This is a genomic window from Pseudomonas fluorescens, assembly GCF_902498065.1.
Classification (GTDB): Bacteria; Pseudomonadota; Gammaproteobacteria; order Pseudomonadales; family Pseudomonadaceae; genus Aquipseudomonas; species Aquipseudomonas fluorescens_BJ.
Genome location: NZ_CABVIR010000003.1, coordinates 472,099 through 492,445 on the forward strand (window position 1 = coordinate 472,099; position 20,347 = coordinate 492,445).

Genomic DNA, 20,347 nt, shown 5'->3' on the forward strand with positions numbered 1-20,347 from the left:
ACGTATTCTTCGCGGTTCTTTGAGTCGACTGACTCGTAAAACTGCTTTTTCCTCGTGTATTTCCGGAGTTCGCTGAATGTCTGCTGGTTGGCTGCGCGCCTGTGCGCTGGTGATGTTAGGGCTGTTCAGCGTGTCTGCGCTGGCCAAGGATAAAACGGCGATCGTGATCGGCGGCGGGCTCTCGGGCCTGACGGCGGCGTACGAACTGCAGAACAAAGGCTGGCAGGTGACCCTGCTGGAAGCCAAGCCGAGCCTGGGCGGTCGTTCCGGTATGGCCACCAGTGAGTGGATCGGCAACGACAAGACCCAGCCGGTGCTGAACAAGTACGTCTCGACGTTCAAGCTGAGCACCACGCCGGCCCCTGAATTCGTGCGCACGCCGAGTTACCTGATCGACGGCGTGTATTACACCGCTGCTGATCTGGCGACCAAGGAGCCGGCCACCGCTGACGCGCTCAAGCGTTACGAAAAAACTCTGGACGATCTGGCGCGCTCGATCGAAGACCCGCAGAACCCGGCGGCGAACAGCACGCTGCATGCCCTGGATCAGATCAACGTCTCCAACTGGCTCGACCGTTTGACGTTGCCCGCCACGGCCCGCCAATTGATCAATCAGCAAATTCGTACCCGTTACGACGAACCTTCACGCCTGTCGTTGCTGTACTACGCACAACAGAGCCGGGTTTACCGTGGCGTGTCCGACCGTGACCTGCGCGCTTCGCGCCTGCTCGGCGGCAGCCCGGTGTTGGCACAAGCCTTTGTCAAACAGCTGAAAACCATCAAGACCAGTTCCCCGGTCTCGGCCATCACCCAGGACAAGGACGGCGTGACCGTCAAAGTCGGCAGCGTCGGCTATCAGGCTGACTACGTCGTGGTAGCGGTGCCGTTGCGCGCACTGAACAAAATCGCGATGACCCCGGCGCTGGATGCCCAGCACCTGGGCGCGATCAAAGGCACCAACTACGGTTGGCGCGACCAGATCATGCTGAAGTTCAAGACGCCGGTGTGGGAAAGCAAGGCGCGCATGTCCGGCGAGATCTACAGCAACACTGGCCTGGGTATGTTGTGGGTCGAGCCGGCGCTTAAGGGCGGCGCCAACGTGGTGATCAACCTGTCCGGCGACAACGCGCGGGTGATGCAGGTTTTCGGCGACAAGCAGATGGTCGATCAGGTGCTGATTCGTCTGCACGCGTTTTATCCACAGGCGCGCGGTGCGTTCACCGGTTATGAAATCCGTCGCTACAGCACCGACCCTTCGATGGGCGGCGCTTACCTGGCCTTCGGTCCGGGCCAGATCAGCAAGTACTGGCGCTTGTGGGAGCGTCCGCTGCAACGCGTAGCGTTCGCTGGCGAACATACCGACACGTTGTACCCAGGCACTCTGGAAGGCGCACTGCGCACCGGTCAGCGTGCGGCCAGTCAGGTTGAAGACCTGGCGGCAGGCAAGTCGTTTGAACCGGCGAAAGTTGTTCCGGCAGCGACAGCTGTTGCCGCCGGTGCAGTCGCGGCGAAGAAGGGCAACTTCTTTACCAACCTGTTCGGTGGTTCCTCGGACGACGACAAGAAGCCGGAGCCCGTGAAGGCACCAGAGCCAGTCACACCGCCAGCACAGGCACCCGCTCCAGTGCCAACCCCGGCCCCTGCGCCAGTGGAAGCGCCGAAGCCGGCGGCACCGGTGAAAGCCGAGCCCGCCAAGAAGGCTGCGGCCAAAGCACCGGTGAAAAAGCCTGCTGCCAAAACCGAAGCCAAAAAAGCGCCAGCCAAGGCGCCTGCGAAGAAAGCTGAACCGGCGAAGAAACCAGCAGCCAAACCTGCTGCGGCTCCGGCGGCGGATACCAAAGCGCAGTAAACGTCTGGATTAAAGAAACGCGGCGCAAATGCCGCGTTTTTTTATGCCTGAGGAAAAGAACTGAATAAATCTCATGGCGTAGGTGTTCTTGATTTGGAGGTCATTTTTTTTCACACATTGTTCTTTAATCTTTCCTTAACTCACCGATTTCAGACTCTTGATCGTATTTCTCGATATTTCAAAGCGAAATTTTCCGCTTTAAATCGATAGATAACTCGATAGTCTTGGTCGCAATTCTCACAGGATTTGGGCATGCCGCTACGTAACTCTTCTTCCCGCTACGGTTGGGTCAGTATCTTCATGCATTGGGGCGTGGCGCTGGCGGTCTTCGGTCTGTTTGCGTTGGGCTTGTGGATGGTCGATCTCGACTACTACAGCACTTGGCGCAAAGACGCGCCTGACCTGCATAAAAGCATTGGCCTGGTGTTGTTGGCCGTGATGGTTCTTCGGGTGTTGTGGCGTTTTATCAGCCCACCGCCGCCAACACTGGAAAGCTATAGCCGGCTGACGCGCATGGGCGCGAAGTTTGGCCATTCGTTTCTGTACCTCGGACTGTTTGCTGTGATGATTGCCGGTTACCTGATTTCCACCGCAGACGGTGTCGGGATTCCGGTGTTTGGCCTGTTTGAAGTTCCTGCACTGGTATCCGGACTACCGGACCAGGCAGACACCGCCGGTGTGATTCATTTCTACCTGGCGTGGGCGCTGGTAATTTTTTCCGGCCTCCATGCGTTGGCAGCATTGAAACACCACTTTATCGATCGTGATGCGACCCTGACGCGAATGCTGGGGCGCAAAGCCTGATGTTCAACCTCGACTCCAAAGGAATAGAAAGCATGTTGAAAAAGACCCTCGCCGCTCTGGCAATCGGCTCCGCTCTGCTGTCCGCCAACGTGATGGCAGCTGACTACGTTGTCGACAAGGAAGGCCAGCACGCCTTCGTTGACTTCAAGATCAGCCACCTGGGCTACAGCTTCATCACCGGTACTTTCAAGGACATCGACGGCAAGTTCAGCTTCGACGCTGCCAAGCCTGAAGCCAGCAAGATCGAGTTCAATGTGAATACCGCCAGCGTATTCACCAACCATGCCGAGCGCGACAAGCACATCGCCAGTGGTGACTTCCTGAATGCGGCCAAATTCGCCAAGGCCACCTTCGTTTCCACCAGTGTCAAATCCACCGGCAAAAACACTGCCGACGTGGCGGGTGATCTGACCATCGCAGGCGTAACCAAGCCAGTCGTGGTCAAGGCCACCTTCCTGGGTGAAGGCAAGGATCCATGGGGCGGCTACCGTGCCGGCTTCGAAGGCACCACCAGCATCAAGCGTTCCGACTTCGGCAAGCAGAAAGACCTGGGCCCAGCGTCCGACGCGGTCGAGCTGTACGTTTCGTTTGAAGGTGTCAAAGCGAAGTAACTTTCGCGCCTGACACAAAAACGCCCCCGATCTCGCGATCGGGGGCGTTTTTTATGGCCTGGTGCAATCTGCACAGGCGATGAAATCCACTGTGGGAGCGGGCTTGCCCGCGATAGCGGTGGGTCAGGCAACATATTTTTGCGGGACTGACGCCATCGCGGGCAAGCCCGCTCCCACAGGGTTTTGCCTCTGGCAAAAAAAATGCCCCGGATCGCGAGATCAGGGGCATTTTTCATGGCAGCGTTAAATCAGCGGTTGCGAGTCAGCAACGCTGGTTTTTCGCCGCGCGGACGGCCTGGCAATTGATCAAGTTGCTCGGGAGTCGGGAAACGATCGGTTTTCGACTCCTTGTGAATGATCTTCGGCGCCGGGCCGCGCGGGTTCTGCACAGCCGGTTCCGAACGAGGCTGGTCGTCGGTACGGGCCGGGCGGCGGTTGCGACCTTCTTCGCGACGGGCCTGACCGTCACGTGGCGCGCCGTTGCGTGGACCGCTGCGCTTGGCCGGCGGTGTGCCGGTGGTGGCACCGTCGCTGCTGCGCGGACCGCTTTGGCGACCCTGAGGCTTGCCGCCGGTGCGTGGTGCGCCTGCGCCAGCCGCTGCGCCTTGTGCCGGAGCGCCCGGACGGCGGCCACGACCCTGGGCCGGTTTGGCTTGAGGCACGTAGTCGACGCGGTTACCGAAGTTATCGATATCGTCGTCCAGGAACTCGTCCGGAGCGCGATCAGCGGCAGCGCGTGGCGCCGGGCGCTGTTGCTCGCGCGCCGGGGTGCCTTCGCGTGGCTTCTGCTCACGTGCCGGGCGCTCGCCACGGCCGCTGGCCGCCGGTTTTTCCTTGCCGCCCTTGTCCTTGCCCTTGTCTTTACGACCGCCGCCACCGCCGCTGCCGTTTGGACCGTCGCCGCGCGGGCCACGTGGGTTGCGCGGGTTACGCACATCCGGACGCTCGCGGACTTCTGGCTTCTCGGCTTCTACGGCGCTGGAATCGAAGCCCATCAGGTCGCCGTCGGCGATTTTCTGCTTGGTCATGCGTTCGATGCTTTTCAGCAGTTTTTCTTCGTCCGGGGCCACCAGCGAGATCGCCTCGCCCGAACGACCGGCACGGCCAGTACGGCCGATACGGTGCACGTAATCTTCGTCGACGTTCGGCAGTTCGAAGTTGACCACGTGTGGCAACTGGTCGATATCGAGGCCGCGAGCGGCGATGTCGGTAGCAACCAGGATGCGCACTTCGCCGGCCTTGAAGTCGGCCAGGGCTTTGGTGCGTGCGTTCTGGCTCTTGTTGCCGTGGATGGCGACGGCGCTGAGACCGTGTTTATCCAGGTATTCGGCCAGACGGTTGGCGCCGTGCTTGGTACGGGTGAACACCAGCACCTGTTCCCAGGCGCCTGCGGTGATCAAGTGTGCCAACAGCGAACGCTTGTGGTTGGCCGGCAGGCGGAAGACGCGTTGCTCGATGCGCTCGACCGTGGTGTTCGGCGGCGTGACTTCGATGCGTTCCGGGTTGTGCAGCAGTTTGCCGGCGAGGTCGGTGATGTCCTTGGAGAACGTCGCCGAAAACAGCAGGTTTTGACGTTTGCTCGGCAGACGCGCCAGAACCTTTTTCACGTCATGGACGAAGCCCATGTCGAGCATGCGGTCAGCTTCGTCCAGCACGAGGATTTCCACGTGGGACAAATCGACGCTGCCTTGGCCGGCGAGGTCGAGCAGGCGGCCAGGGCAGGCCACCAGCACGTCAACGCCACGGGACATGGCCTGAACCTGTGGGTTCATGCCGACGCCGCCGAAGATGCAGGCACTGACGAACTTCAGGTCACGGGCATAGACCTTGAAGCTCTCGTGGACCTGGGCCGCGAGTTCGCGGGTAGGGGTCAGGACCAATACGCGCGGTTGGCGCGGGCCGTGACGCTGGGATTTGTCCGGGTGACCGTTGGGGAACAACCGCTCCAGAATCGGAAGGGCGAAGCCGCCGGTTTTACCAGTACCTGTCTGAGCCGCAACCATGAGGTCGCGACCTTGCAACACGGCGGGAATGGCCCGCTGTTGCACCGGAGTAGGCTCGGTATAGCCCGCTGCCTCGATGGCGCGGACTAAAGCCTCGGAGAGACCGAGGGAAGCAAAGGACATGAGTAATCCTGTTTTAGTTAGGGCTTGGCCCAATGGGAGTCTTGCCTGGCGCGAATGGCGTTTAAGAAGAACGCAATCCCGTCCGGTCCTGCTGGGCCTTGAAAGCTCGTCTGGAGCGCTCGCGCGGGCTGAAAAGCTGCGCTGTAGCGGGGTCGAGATGCCTTGAACAAGTCCGAGCGTCCGGGCGTGAGCCTGGCGGGAAGGCCGGAGTATAACAGAGCAATCACTGCGCGCCGCTTTCCTGCTGCTCAACGGTTTTTTCGTGGGCGGCGGTGGCCGCGGCAGTTTTTGTGCTGGCAGCCGGGTCGGCACCATAACGGGCGCTCAGTTCGGCGTACGCGGGTTCGCGCTTGAAACGTTTGAGCTCGGCGCCGAAGCGCTGCACCAGCAAGTCCATGCCCGCGTTGCGGCGCACCGCCAGGAACTGGCTCTGCTGGCTGATGACAATCGGGTTTTCGCTGATCTTGTCGCGGATGTCCAACTCGTCGAGCAAATGCTGGCCCACCCGGCGGTCGGTGATCAGCAGGTCGATCCTGCCGCGCACCAGTTTGCCGAAGTTGGCTTCATGGGTAGGCGCGGGTTCGCGTGTGAACAGGGTCGATTCGCTGAAGTCCGGGCTGTACAGATAGCCCGGCGAGGTGCCGATTGTCAGGCCTTTCAGGTCGTCGAGGGTGCGAAACGGATGCGGGCGTTCGTTGGCATAGAACATCACGAACTGGACTTCCGACAGCGGTTCGCTGGGGTAGAGCAGGGTCGCATCGCGCTCATCGCTATGGAAAATGTCCAGCGCACCATCGGCCTGGCCGGTTTCTAGCATCGACAGGCAGCGTTTCCACGGCAGGAACTGCCACTCGACTTCGATCCCCAGCCGCTTGAAGACGATGGCCGTGGTTTCGTAGTCCAGGCCCAGTGATTGGCCGTTTTCCTCATAGACATAAGGCGCCCACGGTTCAGTGACAATGCGCAGCTTCTCGCCCCGAGCGGCGAAGCTCAGGCAAGTGAAAAGAAACACGGTGAGTAGCTGGGCGATCAAAGGCATGGCTTGAGATTACGACGAGAAACCGTAAAGAGCCAGAAACCCGCTCCAGAAGCTCTATCTCCGTGTATTGCTTCACAATAAAAGTGCGTTAAAAGCAAAAAATCGCAGCTTTGGCAGGGCCTACAAGGATTACACATCCCGATGCAGGCGCTGCCGAAGCTGCGATCTTTTGATCTTGCTTTAAACGTCTGTTAACGCGGTAACTTCAGGTTGTTCCACACCGCCAGACTCGCTTCAGCCTGGTTCAGTGTGTAGAAGTGCAGACCTGGCGCGCCACCTTGCAGCAGGCGTTCGCACATCTCGGTAATGACTTGCTCACCAAAGCCTTGAATGCTCTGGGTGTCGTCGCCGTAGGCTTCCAGTTGCTTGCGGATCCAGCGCGGGATTTCCGCACCGCAGGCATCGGAGAAGCGCGCGAGCTTGCTGTAGTTGGTGATCGGCATGATGCCCGGCACGATCGGGATGTTCACGCCCATCGCCCGTACACGCTCGACGAAGTAGAAATAGCTGTCGGCGTTGAAGAAGTACTGGGTGATCGCACTGTTGGCGCCAGCGTTGGCTTTGCGCACGAAGTTGGTCAGATCGTCTTCGAAGTTGCGTGCTTGCGGATGCATCTCCGGGTAAGCGGCGACTTCGATGTGGAAATGATCACCGGTCTCTTCACGAATGAATTCGACCAGATCGTTGGCGTGGCGCATTTCGCCGCTGGCCATGCCCATGCCCGAAGGCAGGTCACCGCGCAGTGCAACAATGCGCTTGATGCCGGCAGCCTTGTATTGCGCCAGCAGGCCGCGCAAGTCGTCCTTGCTGTCGCCCACGCAGGACAGATGCGGTGCGGCTGGGACTTTGACTTCGTTTTCAAGTTGCAACACGGTGTTGAGGGTTCGATCACGGGTCGAGCCGCCAGCGCCATAGGTGCAGGAGAAGAAATCGGGGTTGTACGTTGCCAGCTGACGAGCAGTGGCGAGCAGCTTTTCATGCCCAGCGTCGGTCTTCGTAGGGAAGAACTCGAAGCTGTAGCGACGGTCTTGGGACATGGTCATATCCTTTAAAACGCGTAAGCCTGTGAGGCTTGCACTTCCCATGGGGAGCGAGCTTGCTCGCGATGGGGCCAGCACATCGAGTATCAGTGTTGACTGACGGATCGCTATCGCGGGCAAGCCCGCTCCCACAGGGAGAGCAGGCAGCAGGACCGATCAGTAGCGGTAAGCGTGTGGCTTGAACGGACCTTCGACGGTCACGCCGATGTAGTCGGCCTGAGTCTTGGTCAGTTGAGTCACAACGCCGCCGAAACCGCGAACCATTTCCAGGGCCACTTCTTCGTCGAGTTTCTTCGGCAGTACTTCAACGGTCAGGCGCTCGGCTTTCTGGGCTGGCGACAGGTCGGCGTACTTCTGGCCGAACAGGAAGATCTGGGCCAGAACCTGGTTGGCGAACGAACCGTCCATGATGCGGCTCGGGTGACCGGTGGCGTTACCCAGGTTAACCAGACGGCCTTCGGCCAGCAGGATCAGGTAGTCGTCGTTCTGGGCATCGAATGCGCCAGGACCAGTACGGTGGATTTTGTGAACCTGTGGCTTCACTTCTTCCCATGCCCAGTTTTTGCGCATGAAAGCGGTGTCGATTTCGTTGTCGAAGTGGCCGATGTTGCAGACAACAGCGCGCTTCTTCAGGGCTTTGAGCATGTTCGCGTCGCAAACATTGACGTTGCCGGTGGTGGTCACGATCAGGTCGATCTTGCCCAGCAGCGCTTTGTCGATAGATGCTTCGGTACCGTTGTTGATGCCGTCGATGAACGGCGAAACCAGCTCGTAGCCGTCCATGCAGGCTTGCATGGCGCAGATCGGGTCGACTTCGGAGACTTTAACGATCATGCCTTCCTGACGCAGGGACTGGGCCGAACCCTTGCCCACGTCACCGTAACCGATGACCAGCGCTTGCTTGCCGGACAGCAGGTGGTCGGTACCGCGCTTGATCGCGTCGTTCAGGCTGTGACGGCAGCCGTACTTGTTGTCGTTCTTGCTCTTGGTCACCGAGTCGTTGACGTTGATGGCCGGGATTTTCAGCTCGCCCTTGGCCAGCATGTCCAGCAGGCGGTGAACGCCAGTGGTGGTTTCTTCGGTCACGCCGTGGACGCGGTCGAGGATCGCCGGGTACTTCTTGTGCAGCAGCTCGGTCAGGTCGCCGCCGTCGTCGAGGATCATGTTGGCATCCCAAGGCGCGCCATCTTTCAGGATGGTTTGCTCCAGGCACCACTCGTACTCTTCTTCGGTTTCGCCTTTCCAGGCGTAGACCGCGATACCGGCAGCGGCGATAGCAGCAGCGGCCTGGTCTTGAGTCGAGAAAATGTTGCACGACGACCAACGCACTTCGGCACCCAGGGCAACCAGGGTTTCGATCAGCACGGCAGTCTGAATGGTCATGTGAATGCAGCCGAGAATTTTCGCGCCTTTGAGCGGCTGCTCACCGGCGTACTTGCGGCGCAGACCCATCAGGGCTGGCATTTCGGATTCGGCGATGATGGTTTCGCGACGGCCCCAGGCAGCCAGGGACATGTCGGCGACTTTGTAATCGTTAAAATCTGCAGGCGTGATAACAGCGCTCATGAAGAGCCTCCATTCGTAATGTATGCGAATGGGCGCCGTTGTGCGTTTAGTGTCTGGTCAATGAGACCAGGCAACGCCCCATCCGAGCCTGACAGGTCGAACCTGCTGCAGCGCCCCTCGGACAGGTGGCGGGAAAACGGTATCAATGGAACGTTACCGTTTTGAAACGGGGGCGATTATAGCGGGCTATGCTGATCTTCCAAAGCCTTTCTGTCAGTCAATGTCCGAACGGTAATCGGGACCATAGTCGATGCTTAATAGAGCTCTAGTCCGGGCTCTGCCATGATGGCGCCCATCATTCGGCAAGACGCTCAGGAGTGAACATGAATTTCCACACCCGCAAATGGGTAAAACCCGAAGACCTCAACCCCAACGGCACACTGTTCGGCGGCAGTCTGTTGCGCTGGATCGACGAAGAAGCGGCGATCTACGCCATCGTCCAGTTGGGCAATCAGCGCGTGGTTACCAAGTACATTTCCGAAATCAACTTCGTCAGTGCCTCGCGCCAGGGCGACATCATCGAACTGGGCATCACCGCCACCGAGTTCGGCCGCACCTCGATCACCCTGACTTGCGAGGTGCGCAACAAGATCACCCGCAAAAGTATCCTGACGGTTGAAAAGATGGTCTTCGTCAACCTCGGTGAAGACGGCTTGCCCGCGCCGCACGGCCGAACCGAGATCAAATACGTCAAAGACCAGTTCCAGGACGACGGCATTCAACAATGACACCTGCCCCGTAGGAGCGGTTTCATTTGTGGGACCACTGAACAGCGCCGAACCCCGCGTGTCGTACTTACATGACACGCCACCGGTTCCGGAGCTCTATGGACACGCAAAAAGACGGCAAGACCCCGAACCTTTCGGTTGAAGAACAGCACGACGTCGAAAAAAACCAGCCACCGCGTGCGGCTGTACTGCACGAAATCATCCGCACCCAGGGCGATCAGGAGCTTGAGCGCAGTGTCGCCGCGTTGTGGTGGTCGGCACTCGCCGCCGGCCTGACCATGGGCCTGTCGCTGATGGCCATGGGGTTGCTCAACTCGCGCCTGCCGGACGGTGAACACTTCAAGGTGATCGCCAGTTTCGGTTATTGCGCCGGGTTCCTTGCGGTCATCCTCGCCCGTCAGCAATTGTTCACCGAGAACACCCTGACGGCGGTGCTGCCGGTCATGACCAAACCCACCCTGAACAATTTCGGCCGCTTGTTGCGGCTGTGGTCGGTGGTGCTGGTGGGTAACCTCTGTGGCACCTTGCTGGTTGCGTATGTGATGTTGCATCTGCCGATTTTCGACACCAAGACCGACCTGGCCTTCCTCGACATCGGGCGCAAGGTCATGGAGAACGACGCGAGCAAGATGTTCGCCAAGGGCATCGTGTCGGGCTGGATGATCGCAACCATGGTCTGGATGATTCCGTCCATGGAGAGCGCCAAGATGTGGATCATCATCCTCATCACCTACCTCATGGCGCTGGGGGATTTCACCCACATCGTCGTCGGTTCGGCCGAGGTGTCGTATCTGGTGTTTGCCGGCGAGTTGCCGTGGAAGGATTTCTGGCTGGTGTTCGCCGGGCCGACGCTGGCGGGGAACATCATCGGTGGCAGTTTTATCTTTGCGCTGTTGAGTCATGCGCAAATTCGCAGCGAAAGCGGGCCGCCGAAGCAGTCTGCGGATCGGGGGAAGCCCGACCCGCAGCAGGTCAAAAAGTAATCAGTGATGCCCGGCCTGTGCCGCTGGCGCAGGCTCATCGCGAGTCACGTGCTTGACCAGTTTGCCGATGCTCAAGCCCTGCAACAGGATCGACGACAACACCACGATGTAGGTGATGCTCAGCAGTAAATCACGCTCCGGGCCTAACGGCAGCGCCAGGGCGAGCGCCACCGAAACACCACCGCGCAAGCCTCCCCAGGTCAGAATCCGGATTGTCCCGCGCGGCACTGTGCGCCAGCGCCGCAGCAGCAGGATAGCCGGTGCCACGGTCAACAGGCGCGAGAGCAGAATCGCCAGGGCCAGCAAACTGGCTGCCAGCACGTGCAGCCAGTTGAACGGCAGCAGCAACAGCTCCATGCCGATCAGGGCAAACAACAGGGCGTTGAGCATGTCGTCGAGCAGCTCCCAGAAACCATCCAGGTACTTTCGGGTCATGTCGTTCATTGCGAGATTGCGCCCCAGATTGCCGATGATCAGGCCGGCGACCACCATCGCGATCGGTGCGGAAACATGCAGTTCTGACGCCATGGCCGAGCCGCCGATCACCAGCGCCAGGGTCAGCATTACTTCGATCTGATGCTGCTCGATGCTCTTGATCATCAGGTACACCAGATAACCGATCAGCCCACCAAACAACACGCCGCCAATCGCTTCATGCGCGAACAGCATGGCGGTGGCGCCTACGGTCGGGGTTTCGCCGAGTTGCGCGATACCCAGCAGCACGGTGAACACCACCACTGCGGTGCCATCGTTGAACAGCGATTCGCCAACGATGGTGGTTTTCAGCGGCTTGGACGCGTTGGCAGTCCGCAGCACGCCGAGCACCGCGATCGGGTCAGTTGGGGAAATCAACGCGCCGAACAGCAGGCAATACAGAAAACTCACGTGCCAGCCGAACAGAGCAAAGATGTAATACGCGAGGCTGCCGATCACGGCGGTGGCGATTAATACGCCAAACGTTGCCAGCAGGCCGATGGGCCAGCGATAGCTGCGCAGGTCATTGAGATTGACGTGCAGCGCGCCGGCAAACAGCAGAAAGGACAGCATCCAGTTCATCAGCAGATCACCGAAATCGATCTGGCCGATCAGCTGTTGCACATGCTCTTCGAGGCCGGGGTAACCGAGGAAACTCAACCCTTGCAGCAACAAGGAAAACATCAGCGCGGTGACCATGACGCCGATGGTCGGGGGCAGGCCGATGAAGCGGAAATTCACGTAGGTGAGGAGGGTGGTGAGGCAGATAAAGGCAGCGACAAGTTCAAGCATCCGGGGTCCTTGGTTGGAAAACAGGTTTGGGCAGGTGCAGCGAGTCAGTTTTTTCGCGAGTAAGCCCGCGCCCACATTTGATCCCGGTCGTACTGGAGATCCCTGCAGGAGCGAGCTTGCTCGCGATAGCGGTGACGCAATTATTCAGCCGGACACATTGACCGCAGTCGCACCGCGACGTTGCAGGTAAATGAAGAAAACTGCAGTCAGCACCGTCAAGCCACTGACCAGTGCGCCGGTCCACGGCAAGTCTGCCAGGTCCGCGCCGCTGGCAACGACCAGGCCACCCATCCAGGCGCCTGCAGCGTTACCGAGATTGAATGCGCTCTGGTTCAACGTTGAACCCAGATTGGGTGCTTCATGCGCCTGATCGATGATCAGCAATTGCAGGATCGGGCACAGGGCGAAGGCAAAGATCCCCCACAACACCAGCGTGATCGCCGCCGGAATCACCGAGTGACTGGTCTGCGTGAAGGCGGCCAGCACGACCACCACCGCCAGCGCCATGCCCACCAGCGAAGGCAGCAGACGACTGTCGGCCAGACGGCCGCCGAGCATGCTGCCCGCCGTCAAGCCCGCGCCGAACAACAGCAGCATAATCGTCACACCGTGCGGGCTGACCCCAGTGATGTCTTGAAGAATGGGCGCGATGTAGGTGAACACGCTGAACAGGCTGGTCGACGCCAGCACGCTCATGCCCAAAGCCAACAGCACGTTGACCTTGCCCAGCACCTTGAACTCGCTGGCGAGATTGGCCTTGTCCATGGCGATGTCTTTCGGCAACCAGGCCCACTGCGCAATCGCGGCGATCACACCGATCACCGACACCGCCCAGAACGTCGAGCGCCAACCCGCGTACTGGCCGAGCGCAGTGCCCAATGGCACGCCGAGCACGTTGGCCAGGGTCAGGCCGGTGAACATCATGGCAATCGCCTGCGCCCGCTTGTTCGGCGCGACCAGGCCGGCCGCGACCACCGAACCAATGCCGAAGAACGCTCCGTGGCACAACGCGGTGACGACTCGCGCGGCCATCAGCGTGGCGTAGTTTGGCGCCAACGCGCACAGCACGTTGCCGAGGATGAACATCAGCGTCATGCCCAGCAGTGTGGCTTTGCGCGGCATATTGGCGGTGCCGATGGCGAGGATCGGCGCGCCGAACACCACGCCCAGGGCGTAACCGGTAATCAACAGACCGGCGTGGGGAATGCTCACGGCAAGGTCGCGAGCGACGTCGGGCAGCAAGCCCATGATGACGAATTCAGTGGTGCCGATGCCGAACGCGGCAACAGCGAGGGCAAGCAAAGCGAGTGGCATGCGCAAGGTCTCTGTCGGTAGTCTTGACGCTGTGATCAGGCATACGCGGGCCGACGACCGTTCTCGAAGGAGAGCGGGCCATGGCAGGAATTATTGGAATTAGTCTGTGCGCAACTGAGTGCGGCGTGGTCGCTTGCAGTATAAACAGCTGCTGACATATGGCGAATCAATTCTCCCCTTCGCTCCTACGCGGGAGGGGAATCAATAAAAAAGGAGTGTGCCGTGCTTGCGACGGCGTTGGTGTTGGTGGCGGCGCTGTTGCACGCGGCGTGGAACACCCTGATCAAATTCAGTGCGGAACGGTTGTTGGTCGTGGCCTGCATGGACAGCGTGGCGATGCTTTTTGTCGCGCTGATGCTGCCGTTCGTGGCGTTGCCACCCATTGAAATCTGGCCATGGATTCTCGCATCGGCAGCGTTCGAATTGCTCTATCGTTATCTGCTGATTCAGGCCTATCGGGTCGGTGATCTCGGTCTGGTGTACCCGCTGATGCGTGGCTTGTCGCCGTTAGTGGTGCTGGCCCTGACGCTGATCTTTGCCGGGGAGGTGCTGACGAATCAGCAGATCTTTGGAATTCTACTCATCCCCTTCGGTATGTTGTGCCTGCTGTGGCAGGGCGGTGGCGGTGCGCGCTTGCCATGGTCGATGCTGCCGGTGGTGGCGCTGATTGGCCTGTGTATTGGCTGCTACACCTTTATCGATGGCCAGGCGTTGCGGCGCTGGTCGCATCCGCTGGATTACCTGGTCTGGGTGACGTTGTTCAGCGCCTGGCCGTTTCCCTTGCTCGCGTTGGTGCGCAAGCGACCGGCGTTCATGCTGTTCTGGCGTGAACAGTGGCGCTTGGGGTTGGCGGTCGGGTTTTGCGTGCTGTTCAGCTACGCTCTGGTGCTGTGGGCGATGCAACTGGGGTCGATTGCCGAGGCGGCGGCCTTGCGCGAGATCAGCGTGATTCTGGTGGTGCTGTTCGGTATGCGCTACCTGAAAGAACCTTTCGGTCGGCCACGGCTCTTAGCCTGTGGGCTGGTGTTGATCGGCATGTTGGTGATGAAGTTTTGACGGGTGCTCAACATTTTAAAACTGAAGAAAGGACTGCTTTATGACGGTTGCTCTGTGGTGCATTTTGATCGCGTTTTTTCTGCCCTATCTCTGCGTGGGTATTGCCAAGGCCAGTGGCCGTTTTGGACTGAAAGACAATCATGACCCCCGAGATTTTCTCGAGTCACTGAATGGTTTTGGCCGGCGCGCATATGCGGCGCAATTGAACAGTTTCGAAGTGACCCCGGCGTTCGCGGCGGCGGTGATCGTGGCCCACCTGGCCGGCAACGCCGAGCTGGTGACGATCAATGTGCTGTCGGTGTTGTTCATCACCAGCCGTCTGCTGTACATCATTTGCTACCTGGCGGACTGGGCGATTCTGCGGTCGCTGGTGTGGTTTGTGGGGATTGGGTTGATCGTCAGTTTCTTTGTGGTTTCTGTCTGATAACAACCGGGCGTTTTTGCTGGCCTCATCGCGGGCAAGCCCGCTCCAACAGGGATTTATGTCGATCACGATAGAGTGGTTAGACAACTAATCTGTGGGAGCGGGCTTGCCCGCGATTACTATCTATCAGCCGAAGCAGAACTCAAGGATTGGCTTTAACCGCATCAGCCACCTGAGGCACTTGCGGCAACGCCGCGCCTTTGGGCCAGAGCATCCAGATCTGCCCCTGCTGTTTCATGTCACCTGCCAATTGCCCGGCTGCTTCGCCGGTGCCCCAGAACAAGTCCGCACGGACTTCGCCAGCAATCGCGCCGCCAGTGTCTTGAGCTGCCACCGGGCGTACCAGTGCGGTGCCGTCCGGCCGCGTCGTGGATAACCACAACAGACTGCCCAGCGGAATCACTTTGCGATCCACTGCCGCGCTGTAACCTGCAGTCAGCGGCACGTTCAGCGAGCCACGAGGGCCTTCATTGCTGTCCGGGTTGCGGGTGAAGAACACATAGCTCGGGTTGCTGCCAAGCAATTGCGGAATGCGTGCCGGATTGGCCTTGGCCCAGTTGCTGATTGCGCCCATGGTCACGTCTTCTTTCTTCAGTTCGCCTTGCTCCACCAGCCAGCGGCCGATGGGGCGATACGGATGGCCGTTCTGGTCGGCGTACGCGATTCGCAACTGACGACCGTCGTCGAGTTGAATGCGACCCGAGCCCTGGATTTGCAGGAATTGCAGGTTCATCGGGTCGGTCAGCCATGCCACAACCGGTGCCTTGACGCCTTTGGTCTCGATCGTTGCTGCATCGTCGTAAGGTTTGAGCACGCGGCCTTCAAGCCGTCCGCGCAGGCGTTTGCCTTTGAGCTCCGGGTAGATGCTGTCCAGGGAGACGATGATCATGTCTTCTGGAACCCCGTACACCGGGATGTTCGCCACGGCAGTCTGGGTCAGGCTGCCGGGGTAGACCGGTTCGTAGTAGCCGGTGATCAAGCCGTTGGGGTTATCGTTGGCGGCGCGCAGGCCGTAGACGTCGAGGTTCTGTTTGAGGAAGCCGCGAATGTCATTGGCGGTTTGCGGCACGTTGGCGGCAGCGGCGCAGGTCGAGCCCCAGACCGGGTCTGCCTTGAGTCGGGTGCAGGCGCTGCGCCATGAGCCGAAACCGGCGACCAGGTCGTTATCGGAGACTGTCGGCAGGGCCTCCCAGGTGGCGCTGGAATAAGTCGCCAGCGCGTGGGTTTTCGGTGTGTTGTTGTCACCGCCAGTGCAGCCTGCGAGCACGGCCACTATCGGGAGGGTCCAGGCGAGGCGATGACGCCATGCCTTGAAACGGCTGTTCATGGAGTAATTCCTTTGTCGGTTGCGTGAGTGCTCCATGCGCTCAAACAACCCGTATTGATAATAGGGCTATTGGTCTTTGCCGATCACGCGAGGATACTGGCCGCCGTTTTCCGTGATCTGAAGCCACCATGACCCTCAAAAGACTTTCTATTGTATTGCTGGCCTGCCTGACCTTGTCCGCCTGCGGCGGTGTCGATCCGAATTCGCCACTGGGTCAGCGCAAGGCCATCTTCAAACAAATGCTCAAGACCGGCGAAGACCTGGGCGGCATGTTGCGTGGTCGCATTCCATTCGACGGCCCGAAATTCGCTGACGGCGCGGTGAAGCTCGATGCTCTGTCCCATGAGCCGTGGAAGCATTTTCCGCAGGTGCGCGAAGAAGATCACACCAGCGCCAAGGGCGATGTCTGGCAGAAACAGGCACGCTTTCAGGAAATGGCCCGCACTCTTGAAGCCGCCACCGGTGAATTGGTGATTGCCAGCAAGGTTCAGCCTTACAAGGCCAGCAATCTTGGGCCGGCGGTGCAGAAGGTCGAGGATGCCTGCAGTGCGTGCCATAAAGAGTTTCGGGATCATTGATTGGCGGTGTTCCCTCTGACATCTTCGCGAGCAAGAGCAGCAGAAAATCTTTGATCATTTTCGCTTTTACTTATCCAGCTCATCCAGCGCGTCCTGCAGTTCCTTGCGCGACTCGGCCAGTTTGTCTTTGCGCTTGTTGATCTTCTCGGGATCGCCTTTCTTCATGGCTTTGTCGAGATCGGCCTGGCGTTTGCTCACTTCATGCTTGGCGTCGAGGGCCTTGTTTTCCCGCTCCTTCTTCAACGAAGCATCGGTGCAATGCGCGGTGACTTCGCTCAGTGCTGTTTCCAGGCCCGCCTGCTGATCGGCATTGCCGTGGGATTTGGCCAGCTCGATCTGGTTGATGATGCCTTGCTTCTTGGCGGCACAACCGGTCAGCCCCGGGGCCTCTTCGGCGGCCATCAGTGGAGCGGCCATCACACCGCAAAGGGCCAGCAGGGCGAGCGGTGAAAGAAATTTCATAAAAGCTCCATGTGCAAGGTCAGGTGCAATCGGGTCGATAGGGCGATGGGCGTTTGAGCCCATCGGCAACTTTGGGTTCCCAGGTGGGCGAGCATCTGCGGTCGCTAAAAACCGTCGATCCCCGCCGCACGTAATGTGTCGCTCAAGGCCAGGACCTGCGGGTCGCGGAAAAATGCGCTCAATTGCGCCGCGCGTCCCGGACCGATGCCAGCTTCGGCCTGCCATTGTTCGGTGTTTCGTTGTGCCAGTTCCTGCCAGGAGCCGGCGAGGCGGGCCTGACCGGTCGGTGGTAAACCCAGGGCTTTGAGCCAGCGAGAAAAAGGGCGTTGGCGGGCGCTGTTGAAACTGTTTAGAAGGCGCGTACTGCTGTTCTCGCCGAAGCCGTTAATGTTAGCAAGCTCTTGAGCGTCGAGGGTCAACCAATCCAGCAGGCCATTCAGGTGGCCTGTTTCGAAAAGTTTCTCCCATGTTCCTGGGCCAACATGAGGCAAGGCCAACCCTTGCTTGCCGCTGAGCCAGGTCAGTCGCGCGAGAAATTGGCTTTCGCAGCCGGGCGTCGGTTGCCAACAACTCAAATGATGGAAGTCGGCTGGCAGCGGCGCGTTCAACGCCGGGCGTTCGGTGGCTCGCAAAACGACGCCATCGAGCCGGGGAATGGTCAGCCCCGCAAGGCTGATGGACACCTGGTCCCCGGGCCGGATGTCCAGGTCCACCCAGCGGCGCAGGGAGCTGACGCTGACACGCTTGATCTGCCGGTCATCGAGCGTCACCGGTTTCAGGTCCAGCACGGGGGTGATTCGTCCGGTGCGACCGACCTTGAAGTCGACTTTGCGCACTTCAGCCAATGCCTGGGCGAAGGGGTATTTCCAGGCGACCGCCCAGTAGGGTGTTTTCACTTGCCAGCGTTCGGCCGAAGGGCGTTGGCTCTGGCGCAGGACGACACCGTCACTGGCAAAGGGCAGGGGCGAGCGATACCAGTGATCGCGCCAGTGTTCGGCATCGGCAAACGTCTGCACCGGCTGACTGTAAGGCGCGATGCTCGGCAAACCCAGCGCATCCAGCGCGGCGATGCGAGCGGGCAAACCGGCCGGGCCTTGTGGCCATTCCCAGATAAACAAGCCGATACCGGCGGCCTGCTCAGGGCTGACTTCCTTGCGCGCCATCAAACCGGCCACGGTGGCGCGCGCATTGAGGCTTCCGGCCTTGGCTTGTACATGGTCGATCAGGCGCCAGTAGAGTTCGCCTTGCACGAGCAAATCCACGGGTTGCGCCAGTTGTAGGGGGATGGCGGGGATCAGTCGCGCCGAGGTCGTCCAGTCTTGCCCATTCACGCCGTCACCGCGACTGATCGCCTGATGCAGCACGCCATTGCGATAGATCAGCGTCACGGCTACGCCGTCGACCTTGGGTTGTATCCAGATGTCCTCGCGGCTGCGCAGCCAGTTTTCGACCGCATGCCTATCCCGAACTTTTTCCAGGCCGGTGTGGGCGACAGGGTGAGTGACCTTGCCGCCAGCGGTACGCAAGGGTTCGGGGGCCAGATCCAGGTCAAAACACTTTCGCCATTCGGTCAGCCGTGCACGGGACTGATCGTAGAGTTCGTCGGTGATTAATGAGTGGCCGCGGCGGTGATAGCTGTCGTCCCAAATGTCGATTTGTTTTTGCAGGGCGGTGATTTCGTCCAGCGCCCGTACGGGTGACCAGTCGGGGCAATCGGCTGCGTTTGAGATCGAGCAGAGCAAGGTCAGGGCGAAAATAGTAAACAGGCGCAGAAGCATGCTGAGCGTCCTTGCTCAATTGGAATACTTGAAGGCTAGTCACTTATTGTCAGGCGGGAAGGGTGGGTGTTTTGCCTTGTGTTTCCGGGTGACTGGGTTGGCCTCATCGCCGACAGAGTCCCAAGCGAAAGACAATAAAAAGCCCCGCACGGCGAACCGTGCGGGGCTTTTGGTACCGCCGGGGAAGTCTTACAGGCCGGCAGCCAGACGCAGGTCGTCGGCGCGGTCGGTTTTTTCCCAGGTGAACGTGGTGAAGGTGTCTTCGCCCACGGTTTTGGTCGCCGGGGTGCGGCCGAAGTGGCCGTACGCTGCGGTTTCCTGGTACATCGGGTGCAGCAGGTCGAGCATGGTGGTGATTGCGTATGGACGCAGGTCGAACACTTCGCGAACCAGTTTGACGATTTTGTCGTCGCTGATTTTGCCGGTGCCGAAGGTGTTCAACGAGATCGAAGTCGGTTGAGCAACACCGATCGCGTAGGAAACCTGAATCTCGCAACGCTCGGCCAGGCCGGCAGCGACGATGTTCTTCGCCACGTAACGACCGGCGTAGGCAGCCGAACGGTCAACCTTCGATGGATCCTTGCCGGAGAACGCGCCGCCGCCGTGACGGGCCATGCCGCCGTAGCTGTCGACGATGATCTTGCGACCAGTCAGACCGCAGTCACCTACCGGGCCACCGATGATGAACTGGCCGGTCGGGTTGATGTGGAACTGGGTGTCTTTGGTCAGCAGTTCGGCAGGCAGCACGTGCTTGACGATCAGCTCCATCACGCCTTCGCGCAGGTCTTTGTACGACACTTCAGGGTTGTGCTGGGTCGACAGTACAACAGCGTCGATACCCACAACCTTGCCGCCTTCGTAACGGCAAGTCACTTGCGACTTGGCGTCCGGGCGCAGCCAAGGCAGCAGGCCGGATTTACGGGCTTCGGCCTGACGCTGCACCAGTTGGTGCGAGAAGGTGATCGGTGCTGGCATCAGCACGTCGGTTTCGTTGCTGGCGTAGCCGAACATCAGGCCCTGGTCGCCGGCGCCCTGATCTTCAGGCTTGGCACGGTCAACACCCTGGTTGATGTCAGGGGATTGCTTGCCGATGATGTTCATCACACCGCATGTTGCGCCGTCGAAGCCGACATCGGAGCTGTTGTAGCCGATGTCCAGAATGACGTTACGGACGATTTCTTCCAGGTCGACCCAGGCCGACGTGGTGACTTCACCTGCGATGATTGCCACGCCGGTTTTTACCAGCGTCTCGCACGCCACACGGGCGAACTTGTCTTCAGCAATGATGGCGTCCAGCACCGCATCGGAAATCTGGTCGGCGATTTTGTCCGGGTGCCCTTCGGACACGGACTCGGAGGTGAAGAGGGAGTATTCGCTCATCTCGATTTTTTCCTGA

General features: G+C 59.7%; 18 protein-coding genes and 1 riboswitch. Of the genes, 8 read left to right on the plus strand and 10 right to left on the minus strand.

Translation table 11 applies throughout. The annotated features are described in order from the left end of the window. The first annotated feature begins 76 nt into the window (after nucleotides 1-76). The 3 genes from F8N43_RS14975 to F8N43_RS14985 all read left to right on the plus strand — a co-directional run bounded on the left by F8N43_RS14975 (nucleotide 77) and on the right by F8N43_RS14985 (nucleotide 3,264). Nucleotides 77-1,849: a flavin monoamine oxidase family protein gene (locus tag F8N43_RS14975; protein WP_150637954.1), complete on the plus strand. Its 1,773-nt coding sequence runs from the start codon at nucleotides 77-79 to the stop codon at nucleotides 1,847-1,849. A gap of 252 nt (nucleotides 1,850-2,101) precedes the next feature. After that, the gene (locus tag F8N43_RS14980) at nucleotides 2,102-2,653 is read left to right on the plus strand and encodes a cytochrome b (RefSeq protein WP_150637952.1); all 552 of its coding nucleotides are present in this window, start codon (nucleotides 2,102-2,104) and stop codon (nucleotides 2,651-2,653) included. After that, complete coding sequence (locus tag F8N43_RS14985) at nucleotides 2,653-3,264, plus strand: YceI family protein (protein ID WP_150632811.1); 612 nt, start codon at nucleotides 2,653-2,655, stop codon at nucleotides 3,262-3,264. Before F8N43_RS14980 ends, F8N43_RS14985 begins: the two co-directional genes overlap by 1 nt. 248 nt (nucleotides 3,265-3,512) lie before the next feature. On the opposite strand, the gene F8N43_RS14990 is transcribed toward F8N43_RS14985, so the two are convergent. From F8N43_RS14990 to ahcY, 4 genes are all read right to left on the minus strand, one after another. Continuing rightward, entirely contained in the window at nucleotides 3,513-5,390 is a 1,878-nt protein-coding gene (locus tag F8N43_RS14990; RefSeq protein ID WP_150653974.1) for a DEAD/DEAH box helicase, read from the minus strand. Between the two features lie 223 nt (nucleotides 5,391-5,613). Then, complete coding sequence (locus F8N43_RS14995) at nucleotides 5,614-6,429, minus strand: substrate-binding periplasmic protein (protein ID WP_150633724.1); 816 nt, start codon at nucleotides 6,427-6,429, stop codon at nucleotides 5,614-5,616. A gap of 191 nt (nucleotides 6,430-6,620) precedes the next feature. Next, the gene (metF, locus tag F8N43_RS15000) at nucleotides 6,621-7,466 is read right to left on the minus strand and encodes a methylenetetrahydrofolate reductase [NAD(P)H] (protein WP_150633725.1); all 846 of its coding nucleotides are present in this window, start codon (nucleotides 7,464-7,466) and stop codon (nucleotides 6,621-6,623) included. A gap of 159 nt (nucleotides 7,467-7,625) precedes the next feature. After that, complete coding sequence (gene ahcY / locus F8N43_RS15005) at nucleotides 7,626-9,035, minus strand: adenosylhomocysteinase (RefSeq protein WP_077747242.1); 1,410 nt, start codon at nucleotides 9,033-9,035, stop codon at nucleotides 7,626-7,628. Between the two features lie 23 nt (nucleotides 9,036-9,058). Then, nucleotides 9,059-9,160: riboswitch (S-adenosyl-L-homocysteine riboswitch) on the minus strand. A 198-nt stretch (nucleotides 9,161-9,358) separates the two neighbouring features. On the opposite strand from ahcY, the gene F8N43_RS15010 reads away from it, so the two are divergent. Beyond that, complete coding sequence (locus tag F8N43_RS15010) at nucleotides 9,359-9,763, plus strand: acyl-CoA thioesterase (protein WP_150633726.1); 405 nt, start codon at nucleotides 9,359-9,361, stop codon at nucleotides 9,761-9,763. Nucleotides 9,764-9,861: 98 nt separating this feature from the next. Then, the gene (locus tag F8N43_RS15015) at nucleotides 9,862-10,746 is read left to right on the plus strand and encodes a formate/nitrite transporter family protein (protein ID WP_150633727.1); all 885 of its coding nucleotides are present in this window, start codon (nucleotides 9,862-9,864) and stop codon (nucleotides 10,744-10,746) included. On the opposite strand, the gene F8N43_RS15020 is transcribed toward F8N43_RS15015, so the two are convergent. Next, the gene (locus tag F8N43_RS15020) at nucleotides 10,747-12,012 is read right to left on the minus strand and encodes a cation:proton antiporter (RefSeq protein WP_150639075.1); all 1,266 of its coding nucleotides are present in this window, start codon (nucleotides 12,010-12,012) and stop codon (nucleotides 10,747-10,749) included. It abuts the gene before it with no gap. 144 nt (nucleotides 12,013-12,156) lie between these two features. Next, nucleotides 12,157-13,326 (minus strand): MFS transporter, encoded by a 1,170-nt coding sequence (locus F8N43_RS15025; protein ID WP_150633729.1) that lies wholly within the window; start codon nucleotides 13,324-13,326, stop codon nucleotides 12,157-12,159. Nucleotides 13,327-13,548: 222 nt separating this feature from the next. On the opposite strand from F8N43_RS15025, the gene F8N43_RS15030 reads away from it, so the two are divergent. Together F8N43_RS15030 and F8N43_RS15035 are read left to right on the plus strand one after the other, a co-directional pair. After that, nucleotides 13,549-14,382 (plus strand): EamA family transporter, encoded by an 834-nt coding sequence (locus tag F8N43_RS15030; protein WP_150653975.1) that lies wholly within the window; start codon nucleotides 13,549-13,551, stop codon nucleotides 14,380-14,382. A gap of 40 nt (nucleotides 14,383-14,422) precedes the next feature. Next, entirely contained in the window at nucleotides 14,423-14,806 is a 384-nt protein-coding gene (locus tag F8N43_RS15035) for an MAPEG family protein (protein WP_150633731.1), read from the plus strand. A gap of 142 nt (nucleotides 14,807-14,948) precedes the next feature. Here F8N43_RS15035 and F8N43_RS15040 read toward each other — a convergent pair whose 3' ends face one another. Further along, complete coding sequence (locus tag F8N43_RS15040; RefSeq protein WP_150639076.1) at nucleotides 14,949-16,133, minus strand: murein transglycosylase A; 1,185 nt, start codon at nucleotides 16,131-16,133, stop codon at nucleotides 14,949-14,951. 128 nt (nucleotides 16,134-16,261) lie between these two features. Between F8N43_RS15040 and F8N43_RS15045 the strand changes: the two genes are divergently transcribed. Then, complete coding sequence (locus F8N43_RS15045; protein ID WP_150633733.1) at nucleotides 16,262-16,711, plus strand: c-type cytochrome; 450 nt, start codon at nucleotides 16,262-16,264, stop codon at nucleotides 16,709-16,711. 66 nt (nucleotides 16,712-16,777) lie between these two features. On the opposite strand, the gene F8N43_RS15050 is transcribed toward F8N43_RS15045, so the two are convergent. The 3 genes from F8N43_RS15050 to metK all read right to left on the minus strand — a co-directional run bounded on the left by F8N43_RS15050 (nucleotide 16,778) and on the right by metK (nucleotide 20,331). Then, a complete protein-coding gene (locus F8N43_RS15050; RefSeq protein WP_150639077.1) occupies nucleotides 16,778-17,173 on the minus strand; it encodes a DUF1090 domain-containing protein in 396 nt (131 codons plus the stop codon). A 104-nt stretch (nucleotides 17,174-17,277) separates the two neighbouring features. Further along, nucleotides 17,278-18,951, minus strand: a complete 1,674-nt coding sequence (gene ligB, locus F8N43_RS15055) for an NAD-dependent DNA ligase LigB (RefSeq protein ID WP_150653976.1) — start codon at nucleotides 18,949-18,951, stop codon at nucleotides 17,278-17,280. A 189-nt stretch (nucleotides 18,952-19,140) separates the two neighbouring features. Continuing rightward, entirely contained in the window at nucleotides 19,141-20,331 is a 1,191-nt protein-coding gene (gene metK / locus F8N43_RS15060) for a methionine adenosyltransferase (RefSeq protein WP_123434685.1), read from the minus strand. Nucleotides 20,332-20,347: the final 16 nt, after the last annotated feature.

What these genes read in the sequence shown, in the direction of transcription:
- F8N43_RS14975 (WP_150637954.1), top strand. Translation starts at nt 77, where the DNA reads ATGTCTGCTGGTTGGCTGCGCGCCTGTGCGCTGGTGATGTTAGGGCTG.
- F8N43_RS14980 (WP_150637952.1), top strand. Translation starts at nt 2,102, where the DNA reads ATGCCGCTACGTAACTCTTCTTCCCGCTACGGTTGGGTCAGTATCTTC.
- F8N43_RS14985 (WP_150632811.1), top strand. Translation starts at nt 2,653, where the DNA reads ATGTTCAACCTCGACTCCAAAGGAATAGAAAGCATGTTGAAAAAGACC.
- F8N43_RS14990 (WP_150653974.1), bottom strand. Translation starts at nt 5,390, where the DNA reads ATGTCCTTTGCTTCCCTCGGTCTCTCCGAGGCTTTAGTCCGCGCCATC.
- F8N43_RS14995 (WP_150633724.1), bottom strand. Translation starts at nt 6,429, where the DNA reads ATGCCTTTGATCGCCCAGCTACTCACCGTGTTTCTTTTCACTTGCCTG.
- metF (WP_150633725.1), bottom strand. Translation starts at nt 7,466, where the DNA reads ATGTCCCAAGACCGTCGCTACAGCTTCGAGTTCTTCCCTACGAAGACC.
- ahcY (WP_077747242.1), bottom strand. Translation starts at nt 9,035, where the DNA reads ATGAGCGCTGTTATCACGCCTGCAGATTTTAACGATTACAAAGTCGCC.
- F8N43_RS15010 (WP_150633726.1), top strand. Translation starts at nt 9,359, where the DNA reads ATGAATTTCCACACCCGCAAATGGGTAAAACCCGAAGACCTCAACCCC.
- F8N43_RS15015 (WP_150633727.1), top strand. Translation starts at nt 9,862, where the DNA reads ATGGACACGCAAAAAGACGGCAAGACCCCGAACCTTTCGGTTGAAGAA.
- F8N43_RS15020 (WP_150639075.1), bottom strand. Translation starts at nt 12,012, where the DNA reads ATGCTTGAACTTGTCGCTGCCTTTATCTGCCTCACCACCCTCCTCACC.
- F8N43_RS15025 (WP_150633729.1), bottom strand. Translation starts at nt 13,326, where the DNA reads ATGCCACTCGCTTTGCTTGCCCTCGCTGTTGCCGCGTTCGGCATCGGC.
- F8N43_RS15035 (WP_150633731.1), top strand. Translation starts at nt 14,423, where the DNA reads ATGACGGTTGCTCTGTGGTGCATTTTGATCGCGTTTTTTCTGCCCTAT.
- F8N43_RS15040 (WP_150639076.1), bottom strand. Translation starts at nt 16,133, where the DNA reads ATGAACAGCCGTTTCAAGGCATGGCGTCATCGCCTCGCCTGGACCCTC.
- F8N43_RS15045 (WP_150633733.1), top strand. Translation starts at nt 16,262, where the DNA reads ATGACCCTCAAAAGACTTTCTATTGTATTGCTGGCCTGCCTGACCTTG.
- F8N43_RS15050 (WP_150639077.1), bottom strand. Translation starts at nt 17,173, where the DNA reads ATGAAATTTCTTTCACCGCTCGCCCTGCTGGCCCTTTGCGGTGTGATG.
- ligB (WP_150653976.1), bottom strand. Translation starts at nt 18,951, where the DNA reads ATGCTTCTGCGCCTGTTTACTATTTTCGCCCTGACCTTGCTCTGCTCG.
- metK (WP_123434685.1), bottom strand. Translation starts at nt 20,331, where the DNA reads ATGAGCGAATACTCCCTCTTCACCTCCGAGTCCGTGTCCGAAGGGCAC.